Origin of the sequence: Pseudomonas sp. FP2335, from assembly GCF_030687535.1 — a bacterium.
Taxonomy (GTDB): Bacteria; Pseudomonadota; Gammaproteobacteria; order Pseudomonadales; family Pseudomonadaceae; genus Aquipseudomonas.
Map to the genome: position 1 here is coordinate 4008576 of NZ_CP117437.1, position 13563 is coordinate 4022138.

Annotated in this window: 18 protein-coding genes, 1 tRNA gene and 1 pseudogene; 6 read left to right on the forward strand and 14 right to left on the reverse strand. The window is 57.6% G+C overall.

Translation table 11 applies throughout. The annotated features are described in order from the left end of the window. Positions 1-60: 60 nt before the first annotated feature. From PSH81_RS17865 to PSH81_RS17875, 3 genes and pseudogenes are all read left to right on the forward strand, one after another. Positions 61-303 (forward strand): hypothetical protein, encoded by a 243-nt coding sequence (locus tag PSH81_RS17865; protein ID WP_305391221.1) that lies wholly within the window; start codon positions 61-63, stop codon positions 301-303. Between the two features lie 118 nt (positions 304-421). Then, on the forward strand, positions 422-748 hold the full coding sequence (locus PSH81_RS17870; protein ID WP_226455129.1) for a DUF2388 domain-containing protein: 327 nt from the start codon (positions 422-424) through the stop codon (positions 746-748). Positions 749-939: 191 nt separating this feature from the next. Next, a pseudogene (locus PSH81_RS17875) lies at positions 940-1224 on the forward strand (integrase); the annotation flags it as partial. 78 nt (positions 1225-1302) lie between these two features. Here the strand turns inward: PSH81_RS17875 and PSH81_RS17880 are convergent. From PSH81_RS17880 to thrS, 9 genes are all read right to left on the reverse strand, one after another. Then, positions 1303-1379 (reverse strand) — tRNA-Pro (locus PSH81_RS17880). Positions 1380-1469: 90 nt separating this feature from the next. Beyond that, positions 1470-1826, reverse strand: a complete 357-nt coding sequence (locus PSH81_RS17885) for a MerR family transcriptional regulator (protein WP_010209127.1) — start codon at positions 1824-1826, stop codon at positions 1470-1472. Continuing rightward, positions 1807-2109, reverse strand: a complete 303-nt coding sequence (gene ihfA / locus PSH81_RS17890; protein ID WP_002553164.1) for an integration host factor subunit alpha — start codon at positions 2107-2109, stop codon at positions 1807-1809. Before ihfA ends, PSH81_RS17885 begins: the two co-directional genes overlap by 20 nt. Before the next feature lie 3 nt (positions 2110-2112). Then, positions 2113-4491, reverse strand: coding sequence for a phenylalanine--tRNA ligase subunit beta (gene pheT, locus PSH81_RS17895; RefSeq protein ID WP_305391222.1), 2379 nt, complete (start codon positions 4489-4491; stop codon positions 2113-2115). A gap of 26 nt (positions 4492-4517) precedes the next feature. After that, positions 4518-5534, reverse strand: coding sequence for a phenylalanine--tRNA ligase subunit alpha (gene pheS, locus PSH81_RS17900; RefSeq protein WP_017737822.1), 1017 nt, complete (start codon positions 5532-5534; stop codon positions 4518-4520). Positions 5535-5643: 109 nt separating this feature from the next. After that, positions 5644-6000 (reverse strand): 50S ribosomal protein L20, encoded by a 357-nt coding sequence (rplT, locus tag PSH81_RS17905; protein ID WP_003174975.1) that lies wholly within the window; start codon positions 5998-6000, stop codon positions 5644-5646. A 30-nt stretch (positions 6001-6030) separates the two neighbouring features. Beyond that, entirely contained in the window at positions 6031-6225 is a 195-nt protein-coding gene (gene rpmI, locus PSH81_RS17910) for a 50S ribosomal protein L35 (protein WP_002553160.1), read from the reverse strand. Between the two features lie 60 nt (positions 6226-6285). Further along, positions 6286-6837 (reverse strand): translation initiation factor IF-3, encoded by a 552-nt coding sequence (infC, locus tag PSH81_RS17915; RefSeq protein ID WP_169850653.1) that lies wholly within the window; start codon positions 6835-6837, stop codon positions 6286-6288. Next, positions 6837-8759, reverse strand: a complete 1923-nt coding sequence (gene thrS, locus PSH81_RS17920; RefSeq protein WP_192296810.1) for a threonine--tRNA ligase — start codon at positions 8757-8759, stop codon at positions 6837-6839. Before thrS ends, infC begins: the two co-directional genes overlap by 1 nt. Positions 8760-9125: 366 nt before the next feature. Between thrS and PSH81_RS17925 the strand changes: the two genes are divergently transcribed. Together PSH81_RS17925 and PSH81_RS17930 are read left to right on the forward strand one after the other, a co-directional pair. Further along, positions 9126-9440, forward strand: coding sequence for a hypothetical protein (locus tag PSH81_RS17925; RefSeq protein ID WP_192296811.1), 315 nt, complete (start codon positions 9126-9128; stop codon positions 9438-9440). 289 nt (positions 9441-9729) lie between these two features. Continuing rightward, on the forward strand, positions 9730-9942 hold the full coding sequence (locus PSH81_RS17930; RefSeq protein WP_003234260.1) for a cold-shock protein: 213 nt from the start codon (positions 9730-9732) through the stop codon (positions 9940-9942). A 73-nt stretch (positions 9943-10015) separates the two neighbouring features. Here PSH81_RS17930 and PSH81_RS17935 read toward each other — a convergent pair whose 3' ends face one another. Next, positions 10016-10336: an I78 family peptidase inhibitor gene (locus tag PSH81_RS17935; protein ID WP_192296812.1), complete on the reverse strand. Its 321-nt coding sequence runs from the start codon at positions 10334-10336 to the stop codon at positions 10016-10018. A gap of 144 nt (positions 10337-10480) precedes the next feature. Beyond that, the gene (locus PSH81_RS17940) at positions 10481-10789 is read right to left on the reverse strand and encodes a hypothetical protein (RefSeq protein WP_192296813.1); all 309 of its coding nucleotides are present in this window, start codon (positions 10787-10789) and stop codon (positions 10481-10483) included. A 155-nt stretch (positions 10790-10944) separates the two neighbouring features. Here PSH81_RS17940 and PSH81_RS17945 point away from each other — a divergent pair, with 155 nt between their 5' ends. Beyond that, a complete protein-coding gene (locus PSH81_RS17945) occupies positions 10945-11157 on the forward strand; it encodes a hypothetical protein (RefSeq protein ID WP_192296814.1) in 213 nt (70 codons plus the stop codon). A gap of 18 nt (positions 11158-11175) precedes the next feature. Here the strand turns inward: PSH81_RS17945 and PSH81_RS17950 are convergent, their stop codons facing one another. From PSH81_RS17950 to rbsK, 3 genes are read right to left on the reverse strand one after another with little or no spacing between them, the layout of a single operon-like run. Continuing rightward, positions 11176-12204, reverse strand: a complete 1029-nt coding sequence (locus PSH81_RS17950; protein ID WP_192296815.1) for a nucleoside hydrolase — start codon at positions 12202-12204, stop codon at positions 11176-11178. A 26-nt stretch (positions 12205-12230) separates the two neighbouring features. Continuing rightward, positions 12231-12635, reverse strand: coding sequence for a D-ribose pyranase (gene rbsD, locus PSH81_RS17955; protein WP_192296816.1), 405 nt, complete (start codon positions 12633-12635; stop codon positions 12231-12233). Beyond that, positions 12632-13549 (reverse strand): ribokinase, encoded by a 918-nt coding sequence (gene rbsK, locus PSH81_RS17960; RefSeq protein ID WP_226455124.1) that lies wholly within the window; start codon positions 13547-13549, stop codon positions 12632-12634. The genes rbsD and rbsK overlap by 4 nt, the downstream gene beginning before the upstream one ends. Between the last annotated feature and the right edge of the window lie 14 nt (positions 13550-13563).

Here is a 13563-nt window from a genome sequence, read left to right on the forward strand (position 1 = left end):
ATCACGGGCATGTGGCAGTCGGTAATTTGCAAAGTAGCAATGTGACTTTAAGTAAGCCTAATGGCGCTCACAAAGCCAAACCAGCGACTGCGCCGCGACCTGAAGGCCATCGACTTCGACCTTGAGCAGTCCTGTGTCGACCTGGATAGGTTGGCCAGCCTACTCAGCGATGCCAATGCCATAGCCCTGATGGGTTTGGTGGGCACGCTCTATGAGGAAGCCGACAGGCTGGTGGGTTATGCAGATGAGGTGAAGGCGGGAAGGATTGTGAGGATCAAAGATGCGCCATCTGCCAAAGCATGAGATTCGCGACTGCTACAAGCCTGGGTGTACAGCCCGGCCCTGTCCCGGGCTTCTTGTATCTGGCGATCCCCTACCCTGCTAAGGTGGTGCCCTCAGATCGCAATGGAAGCATCGAAGAATGGATTCATGGAAGACTCTGGCAATTGCCCTCTTGGTGTCTATCAGCACACCAGCCGTATCAGGTGATGGTGCCAACCCTATCGCTGCCGCGGTATTTCTCACAATCTCCGCGCCGACCATTTTAATTGGCGCGACCACATCTCTCACGACCGAGCCGCCGAAGATCTTCAAGTCAGCCAAGACCGACGCCCTGGCATTCATTGGTTCAGACGGCGAGATTCGTGGCGCAGAGTTTGAGCAGGCATCCAGATACTACCATTCGACCTATCCTTCTCCGCTCATGTCAGACATGCAGCTGGCCCAATCAATAGCTACATCATTCTGAAAACGGCCTTCAAGCAGGCCGCGATGCGAGACCTTTCGTTTCGGCGACATCCTTTTCACCTGGCATTTACAGGACAGGACGCACTTGGCAGCCCTTGAACTGCAGGCAGACGGAAGCTGGATTGCCTACTTAGGTGTTGAGATTGAGCTATCACCAGATGCTCGCAAAAAGCTTAAAACGGCGAAGACGCGACAAAGGACCACTGGACGAAGGTTGAGGAGAGGTATTTGACGCGAGTATTCAAGGAGGCTAGGGAGGCTGCGAACTGCTACGCGGGATGGAAGGAAGAAGAGATGCCGGGCTTCCATGAAGTGCGCGCGCTGTCGCTGCACCTGTACAAAAAAGCCGGTAAGGATGGGCAGAAGATCGCAGGCCATGCCAGCGAGGGCATGACCAAGAACTACCAGCGTGACCACGATGAAATCATCTGGTCCGAGGCAATTGCGGACCTGAATATCAGCGAAATCACAGGGTAGTTTTGCGCGGGTTTTGCGCAGGCACAAAAAAGCCGATCTATCTGATCGGCTTAAGTGTCTGATTTTACTCAGGAATAATGGTCGGGACGGAGTGATTCGAACACTCGACCCCTAGCACCCCATGCTAGTGCGCTACCGGACTGCGCTACGCCCCGACTAGGCGTGTTACTGGGTTCGCTTCTTGACGAAGCAATCCGGAATATACCGCAAGCTTTTGAAATGTGGAAGTATTTTAAAAGCCGGTATCACTTCTTCAAAACCACCAACACATCTTCGAGCTCGGCGATCATCTGGCGGATCATTTGCTTGTATTGGGTGGTGTCGTCTTTGGCTTCATCGCCGGACATACGCTGGCGCGCACCGCTGATGGTGAACCCCTGGTCATACAGCAACGCGCGGATCTGTCGGATCATCAGCACATCCTGGCGCTGATAATACCGACGGTTCCCGGTGCGTTTGACGGGGTTGAGTTGAGGAAACTCCTGCTCCCAATAGCGCAGCACGTGCGGTTTTACCGCACAGAGCTCGCTGACTTCACCAATGGTGAAGTAGCGTTTGCCTGGGATGACGGGTAGCTCGTCGTTATGACTTGGTTCCAGCATAAGCCTCAACTCGGGCCTTCAACTTCTGCCCTGGACGAAAGGTGACCACACGGCGAGCCGTGATCGGGATTTCTTCTCCCGTTTTTGGATTGCGGCCAGGCCGCTGGCGTTTGTCCCGCAGGTCGAAATTGCCGAAACCGGACAACTTGACCTGCTCGTTGTCTTCCAGAGCGTGTCTGATTTCCTCAAAAAACAGCTCGACCAATTCCTTGGCCTCGCGTTTGTTCAGACCCAGCTCTTCGTACAGACGTTCCGCCATCTCAGCTTTCGTCAAAGCCCCCATACGTCACTTCCTTAACGTGGCGTTCAACCTTTGTTCGAGCGAGGTGAGGATATTTTGTGTCGTGGTATTCACCTCATCGTCATTAAGAGTGCGCGATGGATGCTGCCAGGTCAAGCCAACTGCAAGGCTTTTTCTATGCGGATCAATACCTTTACCCTGATAGACGTCAAATAGCCTGAGGTCTGTCAGCCATTCCCCTGCATTTTCACGGATTACATCCAGGACAGCAGTGGCGGCCACTTCACGGTCGGCGATCAGCGCCAGGTCGCGGCGCACTTCAGGGAAGCGCGACAGCTCGCTGAACTTCGGCATCTTGCCCGCGGCAACTTCCGCCAGGACCAGTTCGAAGACGAAGACCGGACGATCAAGACCGAGGGTTTTCGACAATTCAGGGTGAATGGCACCGATGAAACCAACCAAACGACCTTCACGCTCGATGCGCGCTGTCTGGCCTGGGTGCAACGCCGGGTGGTTGCCGGGTACAAAGCTGAATGCATCCAGCGCACCAGCAAAGCCCAATACCGCTTCTACATCAGCCTTGACGTCGAAGAAGTCCACGGCATCGCGGCCCTGCGCCCAGCCTTCCGGCAGGCGGCTACCGCACACCACGCCAGCCAGCATCGGCTCTTGCTTCAAACCATCCAGTTGGCCGACGAAACGCAGGCCGCTTTCGAACATGCGCACGCGATCTTGCTGACGGTTCAGGTTGTGGGAAAGTGCTTTCACCAGGCCTGGCCACAGGGACGAACGCATGGCAGCCATGTCGTTGGAAATCGGGTTGGCCAGCAACAGCGGCTCGACGCCTGGGTTGAACAGTTCGAACTGCTTCGGATCGATGAAGCTGTAGGTCACCGCTTCCTGATAACCACGGGCAACCAGCAGACGACGCAACTCAGGCAGGTGCGCGCGCGCCTCGGCCTTGGGTTGTGGTGCCAGGCGCGCTTGTGGGTAACGAACCGGCAGGCGGTTGTAGCCGTACAGGCGGGCCAACTCTTCGATCAGGTCGACCTCGAGGCTGATGTCGAAACGATGACTTGGCACTTCAACGTGCCACTGCCCTTCCCCACTCACGGAGATCGCCAGGCCCAGGGCCGACAGCAGTTGCTCGATTTCAGCCGGCTCGATCACCAGGCCAAGCATTTGCTCAACGCTTTTGGCCCGCAGGGTGATCGGCGCAACGGACGGCAGGTACTGTTCGTTGACGGTTTCGGTGATCGGGCCGGCTTCGCCGCCAGTGATTTCCAGCAGCAGGCCAGTGGCGCGCTCCATGGCTTCACGGGCCAGCTTCCAGTCCACACCACGCTCGTAACGGTGCGAGGCATCGGTGTGAAGGCCGTAGGAACGCGCCTTGCCCGCGATGGCGATCTGGTCGAAGAACGCACTTTCAAGAAAGACGTCACGTGTGGTCGCGGACACACCGCTGTGCTCGCCACCCATCACGCCGGCAATCGCCAGAGCGCGGGAGTGGTCGGCGATGACCAGGGTGTCGGCACGCAGGCTGACTTCCTGGCCGTCAAGCAGTACCAGCTTCTCGCCTTCTTCCGCCATACGTACGCGGATGCCGCCGTTGATCTCGGCGAGATCGAAGGCGTGCAGCGGCTGGCCCAACTCGAGCATCACGTAGTTGGTGATGTCGACGGCAGCGTCGATGCTGCGCACATCGGCGCGACGCAAACGCTCAACCATCCACAGTGGGGTCGGCTTGGACAGGTCGACGTTACGGATCACACGACCCAGGTAACGCGGGCAGGCGTTTGGCGCCAGCACTTCAATCGCGCGCACTTCATCGTGTACCGCTGGCACAGCGGCGACGGTTGGACGCGTGACTGGGACGTTGTACAACGCGCCCACTTCACGGGCCAGACCGGCCAGGGACAGGCAGTCGCCACGGTTCGGGGTCAGGTCGACCTCGATGCTTGCGTCTTCCAGTTCCAGGTAAACGCGAATGTCCTGACCCACTGGCGCGTCGGCCGGCAGTTCCATCAGGCCATCGTTGCCCTCGCCTACTTGCAGTTCGGCCTGGGAGCACAGCATGCCGTTGGACTCGACGCCACGCAGCTTGGCCTTCTTGATCTTGAAATCGCCCGGCAGTTCGGCACCGATCATGGCGAACGGGATCTTCAGGCCCGGGCGCACGTTGGGCGCTCCGCACACGACCTGGAAGGTTTCCGCGCCATTGCTGACCTGGCACACACGCAATTTGTCGGCATCCGGATGCTGCTCGGTGCTCAGCACCTCGCCCACCACCACACCACTGAAAACACCGGCGGCCGGGGTAACGCTATCGACCTCAAGACCGGCCATCGACAGACGGGCAACCAGCTCGTCGCGACCTACCTGCGGGTTTACCCAGCCACGCAGCCATTGTTCACTGAATTTCATCCTGCTCTCCTAAAGATTCGTTACGACTAGCGAAATTGCGCGAGGAACCGCAAGTCGTTGTCGAAGAACAGACGCAAGTCGTTCACGCCGTAACGCAGCATGGCCAGACGCTCAACGCCCATGCCGAAGGCAAAGCCCGAGAACTCTTCCGGGTCGATCCCGGACATGCGCAGCACGTTGGGGTGAACCATGCCGCAGCCCATCACTTCCAGCCAGCCGGTCTGTTTGCAGACGCGGCAGCCTTTACCGCTGCACATCACGCACTCCATGTCGACTTCGGCGGATGGCTCGGTGAAGGGGAAGAACGATGGACGGAAACGTACCGCCAGCTCCTTCTCGAAGAACACACGAAGGAACTCTTCGATGGTGCCTTTGAGGTCGGCGAAATTGATGTCGCGATCAACCAGCAGGCCTTCGACCTGGTGGAACATCGGCGAGTGGGTAATATCGGAGTCGCTACGGTACACACGGCCTGGGCAGACGATGCGGATCGGCGGCTTGTTCGCTTCCATGGTGCGGACCTGTACCGGCGAGGTATGGGTGCGCAACAGCATGTTCGCGTTGAAATAGAAGGTGTCGTGCATCGACCGGGCCGGGTGATGGCCTGGGATGTTGAGCGCCTCGAAGTTGTGATAGTCGTCTTCGACCTCAGGGCCTTCGGCAATGCCGTAGCCAATGTGGGTGAAGAACTGCTCGATACGTTCCAGAGTCCGGGTGATCGGATGTAGGCCGCCCGAGGCCTGGCCACGGCCAGGCAAGGTTACGTCAATGGACTCGGCGGCGAGTTTGGCCGCAAGATCAGCCTCCTCCATCGTCGCTTTGCGCGCATTGAGCACCTCTGTGACACGCTCCTTGGCGACGTTGATCAGCGCACCGACTTGCGGACGCTCTTCAGCCGGCAAATTCCCCAGGGTCTTCATCACCTGAGTCAATTCACCCTTTTTGCCAAGGTAGTGAACCCGGATTTGCTCCAGGGCATTGATATCTTCAGCGCTTTGCACAGCCTCAAGAGCTTGAGCGACGAGCGCGTCCAGGTTTTCCATGTACAGACTCCAGATACAAAATAGGGGAAGAGCTTGAAGGCTCTTCCCCTATTTAAGACGTTTACCACCTTGGGCTACAGGAGCAGCCCAGGGTGATTGTCGGGGGTACTTAAGCCAGAGTGGCTTTAGCTTTCTCGACAATCGCAGCAAACACCGCTTTTTCGTTCACTGCCAGTTCGGCCAGAACCTTACGGTCGATCTCGATGGAAGCTTTTTTCAGGCCAGCGATGAAACGGCTGTAGGACAGACCGTTAACACGTGCACCAGCGTTGATACGAGCGATCCACAGAGCGCGGAACTGACGTTTTTTCTGACGACGGTCACGGTAAGCGTATTGGCCTGCCTTGATTACCGCTTGCTTGGCAACACGGAATACGCGTGAACGCGCGCCGTAGTAGCCTTTAGCAAGTTTCAGAATTTTTTTGTGACGTTTACGGGCAATGACGCCACGCTTTACACGAGCCATGAGTTACTTCCTCTATTCTTGATCCAAAAATTAACGAAGGCGCAGCATGCGCTCGACTTTTGCCACGTCAGACGGATGCAGCAAGCTGCTACCGCGCAGTTGACGCTTACGCTTGGTCGACATTTTGGTCAGGATGTGGCTCTTGAAAGCGTGCTTGTGCTTGATACCGTTAGCAGTTTTCAGAAACCGCTTAGCAGCACCACTTTTAGTCTTCATCTTTGGCATGTTCGGATACTCCGCATTCAGTTGATAAACATAATCAGAAGGCCTGCCGTGCCCTGTTGATTACTTCTTCTTTTTCGGGGCGATGACCATGATCAGCTGGCGTCCTTCCATCTTAGGATGCTGTTCGACGGAACCGTACTCGAGCAGGTCAGCTTCAACCCGCTTGAGGAGTTCCATACCCAGCTCCTGGTGGGCCATCTCACGGCCGCGGAATCGCAAGGATACCTTGGCCCTGTCCCCATCACTCAGGAAACGTACCAGGTTGCGCAGTTTTACCTGGTAATCCCCTTCCTCCGTCCCTGGACGAAACTTGATTTCTTTTACTTGAATCTGCTTCTGGTTCTTCTTCGCCGCAGCAATCTGCTTCTTCTTTTCGAAGATCGATTTGCCGTAGTCCATCACCCGGCAAACAGGCGGGACTGCGTCGGCGGAGATTTCCACCAGGTCCAATTTGGACTCTTCAGCGATACGAAGCGCTTCATCAATCGAGACGATGCCAATCTGCTCGCCGTCAGCGCCAATTAACCGAACCTCGCGTGCCGAGATATTCTCGTTGATCGGGGCTTTCGGTGCAGCTCGTTTATCTTGTCTCATTTCACGCTTAATAATAATTACTCCGAATCTGGGCGACCACGCCGGGAAACCGCTTGCGCGAGGAACTCAGCGAACTGGGCGACGGGCATCGAGCCCAGGTCAGCACCTTCACGAGTACGCACAGCGACAGTCTGCATCTCGACTTCCCGATCTCCGATAACCAAAAGATAGGGAACCTTGAGCAAAGTATGCTCGCGGATTTTAAAGCCGATCTTTTCATTTCTCAAGTCGGACTTGGCACGAAATCCGCTTTCGTTGAGAGTTTTTTCAACTTCAGCGGCAAAATCTGCCTGTTTATCAGTGATATTCATGATCACTGCCTGGGTCGGCGCCAGCCACGCAGGGAATGCACCCTCGTAGTGCTCGATCAGGATCCCGACGAACCGCTCGAACGAGCCGAGGATCGCCCGGTGCAACATAACCGGGTGTTTACGGCTGTTGTCTTCGGAGACGTATTCAGCTCCCAGACGGATCGGCAGGTTAAAATCGAGCTGCAAAGTACCACATTGCCAGACACGACCAAGACAATCTTTCAGCGAGAACTCGATCTTAGGACCGTAGAAGGCCCCCTCGCCAGGCTGCAGATCGTACGCAAGGCCCGCACTGTCTAGCGCTGCGGCCAGTGCGGATTCGGCGCGATCCCACAACTCGTCGGAACCGACGCGTTTTTCCGGACGAGTGGACAGCTTCATCTCGACTTCGGTAAAGCCGAAATCGCGGTAAACGTCCATGGTCAGCTTGATGAACGCAGCGGATTCAGCCTGCATCTGCTCTTCGGTGCAGAAGATGTGGGCGTCGTCCTGAGTAAAACCACGCACGCGCATGATGCCGTGCAGCGCACCCGATGGCTCGTTACGGTGGCAGGCACCGAACTCGGCCAGGCGCATCGGCAACTCGCGATAGCTCTTCAGGCCCTGGTTGAACACCTGCACGTGGCAAGGGCAGTTCATTGGCTTGATGGCGTAATCGCGGTTTTCCGACTGAGTGGTGAACATATTGTCGGCGTAGTTGGCCCAGTGCCCGGATTTCTCCCAGAGGCTGCGGTCAACGACCTGGGGAGTCTTGATCTCCAGGTAGCCATTGTCGCGCTGCACCTTGCGCATGTACTGCTCGAGCACCTGATACAGGGTCCAGCCGTTCGGATGCCAGAACACCATGCCCGGCGCTTCTTCCTGGAGGTGGAACAGGTTCAGGCGCTTGCCGATCTTGCGATGGTCACGCTTTTCGGCTTCTTCGATGCGCTGGATGTAAGCGGCCAGCTGCTTCTTGTCAGCCCAGGCGGTGCCGTAGATGCGCTGCAGCTGCTCGTTCTTCGCGTCGCCACGCCAGTAGGCGCCGGACAGCTTGGTCAGCTTGAACGACTTGAGGAAACGCGTGTTCGGCACGTGCGGGCCACGGCACATGTCGACGTATTCTTCGTGGTAGTACAGGCCCATGGCCTGCTCGTCCGGCATGTCTTCCACCAGACGCAGCTTGTAGTCTTCGCCACGGGCGGTGAACACGTCGATCACTTCGGCGCGCGGCGTGACTTTCTTGATCACGTCGTAATCTTTTTCGATCAGCTGATGCATGCGCTGTTCGATAGCGGCCAGGTCGTCCGGAGTGAAAGGACGCTCATAGGCGATGTCGTAATAGAAGCCTTCGTCGATGACCGGGCCGATTACCATTTTCGCCGTCGGGTAAAGCTGCTTGACCGCGTGGCCAATCAGGTGCGCGCAAGAGTGGCGAATGATCTCCAGCCCCTCTTGGTCCTTGGGCGTGATGATTTGCAGGCTGGCGTCGCTGGTGATCAGGTCGCTGGCATCAACCAGCTTGCCGTCGACTTTGCCGGCGACGGTGGCCTTGGCCAGGCCGGCACCGATGGATGCGGCGACCTCGGCTACGGAAACCGCATGATCGAATGAACGTTGACTGCCGTCGGGAAGAGTAATAGTTGGCATGGCGCCTCCTCTCCTAGTGGTGACCCCTACCAAAGGTCACGTGGGTTGGGATGAGCCAGTACAAGATCCAATACCAGGCCGTTCAGTGATGAACGCCTGCCTTACAGCGGCAGGAGCCTTTCGGCCAACCGATAATCGAACCAGAGTGACTGGAGTGAGCTAAAAAGAACATGGCAAGGCGGCAAATGGCACACCTGGAAATAGCCAGGGCACCGATGCTAGCACAGATGAACGGTCATCGCGCCGACGCCATGCCTGGTAAAGACAAATTCCAGGCTTTATAGCTGCAAAACGGAACTTGAGCTGTACGCACCACCTCCAATCCCCTGAGAATTGCCGTTTGTCCCCGACCCAAAGGAGCATCCCATGATGCGTTTTACCTCGACCCTCGCTCTCGCCGCCTCCCTGAGTCTCCTGTCACTTGGCGCACAGGCAGCCGCCCCGTCGAACTGGCCGGCCGGCGCCCGCGACAGCTTCGTCAAAGACTGCAGCGCTGCAGCCAGCCAGAACGTAGACGCTAAAACTGCCAAAGACCATTGCGAATGCGGCGCCGACAAGATCAATGCCGAATTGACCACGGCAGAAATCAAAGAGTTGATGAGCAACCCGGATGCCAAGCCCGAGCTCAAAAACAAAGCGGTCTCGGCGATTTCGTCCTGCAAAGTCGTGAAGAAAAAGTAAGAACGACCACTGATCAGACGGTCGTCTTGCCGAAAAAACAGCCCAAAAACAGCCATTTCATACAAATTACGCAGCTTTTACGGCTTTTTTTACCAGCTGACATTTCGGCTGAAAGCCCCGTAGATCGGGGCTTTCAGTCGAAAAAAGCACTAAACGCAACGCTATTGATTAGCAAACAATGCCTTGGGGGGGCTCCCAAGCCGAACATTTCGACTATGATAGCCCAGTGTGCCCAGTTGGCCTGAGCAGCACAGTACTACTGAAAATATATGTTTCTTGGAGATACACCATGTCTAATCGCCAAACCGGCACCGTTAAATGGTTCAACGATGAAAAAGGCTTCGGCTTCATCACTCCTCAAGGTGGCGGTGACGACCTGTTCGTACACTTCAAAGCTATCGAAAGCGACGGTTTCAAAAGCCTGAAAGAAGGCCAAACCGTTTCCTTCGTGGCTGAGAAAGGCCAAAAGGGTATGCAAGCTGCACAGGTTCGCGGCGAGTAATTCTCCGCTGAGCTAAAAAAACCCCGTCCATGTGACGGGGTTTTTTATGAGCGCTGCAAAAAGCTGGAAGCAATCAGCCACAATTGACGCGCGTGATCACCAGGTTGTCATCGGTGTTCAGGTTCAGGCGGTCGGAGCGGTATTCCAGGGTGATCATGTCATTGGGCTTGAGAATCCGGGCGTTCTGCGCACCAGCGCGGGCACGGGCCTGCTCCAGCAACTGGGGAGACGCTTTCTGGCCGATCGCGAACTCGGCGGCCTTCGACTCACAGCGGCTATGACCTGCATCGGTCACGGCGGCGTCTTTGGCTGGCTCAGAGGCACCCGGGGTGCTGCAACCCGCCAATGCGAGTGCTGCCAACAAAGTACCGAATGATGCGAGCTTCCAAGGCATGAAGCCTCCTATGTAAAAAAATGGACAGAGATCGTGCGACAGCTGTGAGGCGGATTGGTTTCAAGACGTAAACCGCCGGTGGGCAAGTCTGCCTGACTCTCAAGCGGTATTCGCCAGGTCAATCGTCACCAAATATGAACGCAGTCAGTATATGTCGATGTAGTCAAACGGCGGCTTCGGCCAATTCTGCTTGAGGGCGTTGAAAATCTGCGTGACCCAGACCTCGTCGCTGGCCGCCACGTTGCCGACATATCCGGACCCCTTGGCCCAGGTCTCCAGGCGAAACAACAGACCATCAATCTCCACACCACCTACGGCCCTGCCGGAGGAGATGTAGGCAATACCGGCCTTGGTCACCCGCAACTGCGTGTGCTCGTCGTCACTGGCACTCGCAATCAACTGGCGCACAGCGGCCAGTGTCAGGTTCTCGGGGTTGTTCAAATCGATCTGCACGCGGTGTTCCCCGGCAATTAAACAGGAGAGCAGTGTCGCACAGCGCTTGCCTCATGCCTAAGTAGCAGTGCCAAACGCGGCGCAAAATGCTTAACTGCCCGCGTAAAAGCCGCGTTCCAGCGCGCCGCCCCGCACTTCAGCCCCGTGAGATTTCCATGACCACCGTAACGCTCCAAGCCGACATCAAAGCCAAGTGGCCCCTGGGACAGAGCTCCTATAGCCCCGGAAGCCCGGAAGAATTGGCAATCATCGGCATCGACCTGTTGGTCAAGGAGCTGGGCACCCAGGCGGCGCAGGCGTTCATCGGCCAGGTATTCGAAAAATACCCAGCCGATCACAAGGGGGCACACGACCCCGAGCGCGAGTAAGCAACACCGCCGAAAGCGTTATTTCAGGCGCGCCAGGCGCTCGGTCAGCAGATCAAAGAAGCCCTGGGCATCACCGTTTTCAACCCAGAACACATTCTTTTCCTGCTTCAGGCCATCGTACCAATCGACGATGGTCTGGCCGAAAGTCGGGCCTTCGCGGCTGTCCACCACCATGTTGGCCTGACGACCACTGAACAACGAAGGCTTGAGCAGATAGGCAATGACCGTGGCGTCATGCACCGGGCCACCCGGGATGCCGTAATGCTCCATGTCACCTTTGACGTACTCGTTGAGAATATTGCTGACGACCTTGCTGGCATTGCTGTTCAGGTCGGCAATCTTCTTCAGGCGCGCTTCACTGGTAAGCACCTTGTGGGTCACGTCCAGCGGCAGGTAGGTCAACTTCACGCCACTTTTGAGCACAATCTCCGCTGCTGCCGGGTCGGCAAACAGGTTGAATTCGGCCACCGGCGTGATATTGCCGCCGTTGAAGTGCGCGCCGCCCATCACCACCACTTCCTTGATGCCCTGGGTGATTTCCGGGGCCTGGGTCAGTGCTAGTGCCAGGTTGGTCTGCGGGCCGAGCATGGCGATGGTGATGCTGTGGGGCTTGGCGGTGCTCAGGGTCTTGATCAGGTAATCAACGGCGTTGCCTTCAGCCAGGCCTTTTTTCGGCTCGTGCACGGTGACCCCGGAGATACCTTCCTTGCCATGGATGTTCTCGGCATAGATCGGCGTGCGCAGCAGCGGCTTCGGCGCACCGGCATAGACCGGAACGTCCTCGCGCCCTGCCCACTCGCGGGCCAGGCGCGCATTGCGTGAGGTCTTGTCCAGGCGCACGTTGCCGGCGACGGTGGTCAGCGCACGGATCTGCAATTCCTCCGGGGAAGCCAATGCGAACAGCAAGGCCACCACATCGTCGGCGCCGGGATCGGTATCAATGATCAGATCGATCTTTTCCGCCGCTTGGGCGCTTGCTGCAGTGAGTGCGGACAAGAGCAGAACACTCCGAAACAGATTTCTCAGGGTTGGAAGACCACGTTGCATAAAACACTCCTTGTTGTTGGGACACGCTAGAACGTTACGCCGGACACCAGCGCGATATTGCAATACGGCTGGCACTCGCCGGTACGCACCACGGCACGCGCCTGACGGCTGAGCTGCTTGAACGCTTCATGGCTGAGCAGACGCCGCTCACCGAGCGCCGCCTGCCCATTGAGCGTATTGAGATCCGCCAGCGCCGGCGGTTGCTTGAGCAGGATTTCTTGCGCCAACACATGACTTTCCACCTGCATTTCACTGAGCACCACACGCAACGTGCTGATGAAATCAGGAATGCCCTGGGTCAACGCGAGGTCGATCAACTCGACACCCGGCGGCACGGGCAACCCCGCATCACCGATGACCAGAATGTCGCCATGGCCCAGGGAGGCGATCACGCGCGACAAGGCGATATTAAGCAGTGGCGTCTTTTTCATGAGGGTACAAAACCTTGTACGTCGCGCAGCGTGGGAATGGAGGGTTGCGCACCGGCACGGGTCACCGACAGCGCGGCGGCAACCTGGCCGAAACGGATGGCTTGGGCTTCGCTTTTGCCATTGGCCAGCGCGGCGGCAAAACCACCGACAAAGGTATCGCCGGCCGCCGTGGTATCCACCGCCCTGACCTTAGGCGCGAGCAAATGCTCAAACCCCTGGCCGTCGGCGAACAACGCACCTTGGGCACCCAGAGTGATGATGACTTTACCGGCACCCGCCTTGATCAAATGCGTAGCGGCCAGCTTGGCACTGTCGAGGGAGTCGACCGTCACGCCGCTCAACGCCGTGGCTTCGCTTTCATTCGGGATCAGGTAATCGATCGAGGCGTACCATTCGGCAGGCAGCGGGCCGCTGGCCGGCGCCGGGTTGAGGATCACGGTCTTGCCCAGCTCACGGCCACGCTGCAGGGCACGCCCGATCGTGTCCATCGGCACCTCCAGCTGGCAGACGATCACGTCGGCCGCCTGCAGCACAGCGTCAAACGCCTGCAATGAGTCGGGTGTCAGCGCGCCGTTGCTGCCGGCGACGATCACGATGGCGTTCTGGCTGCTGTCATCCACCACGATCAACGCCACGCCGCTGGAGCCTTCCACGGTACTGACGGCCTGGCAATCGATGCCTTCGACCAGCAACGCATCACGCAACTCGCTGCCGTAGGCATCGCTGCCGACACAACCAACCATCGCCACCTGCGCGCCCAGCCGCGCCGACGCCACTGCCTGGTTGGCGCCCTTGCCGCCGGGCACTGTGGAGAATGTCTGGCCGATCAAGGTTTCACCGGCACGGGGCAGCCGGCTGGCCCGGGTGACCAAGTCCATGTTCAAGCTGCCTATTACCACTACGTTTGCGGACATACATCAGTACTCAT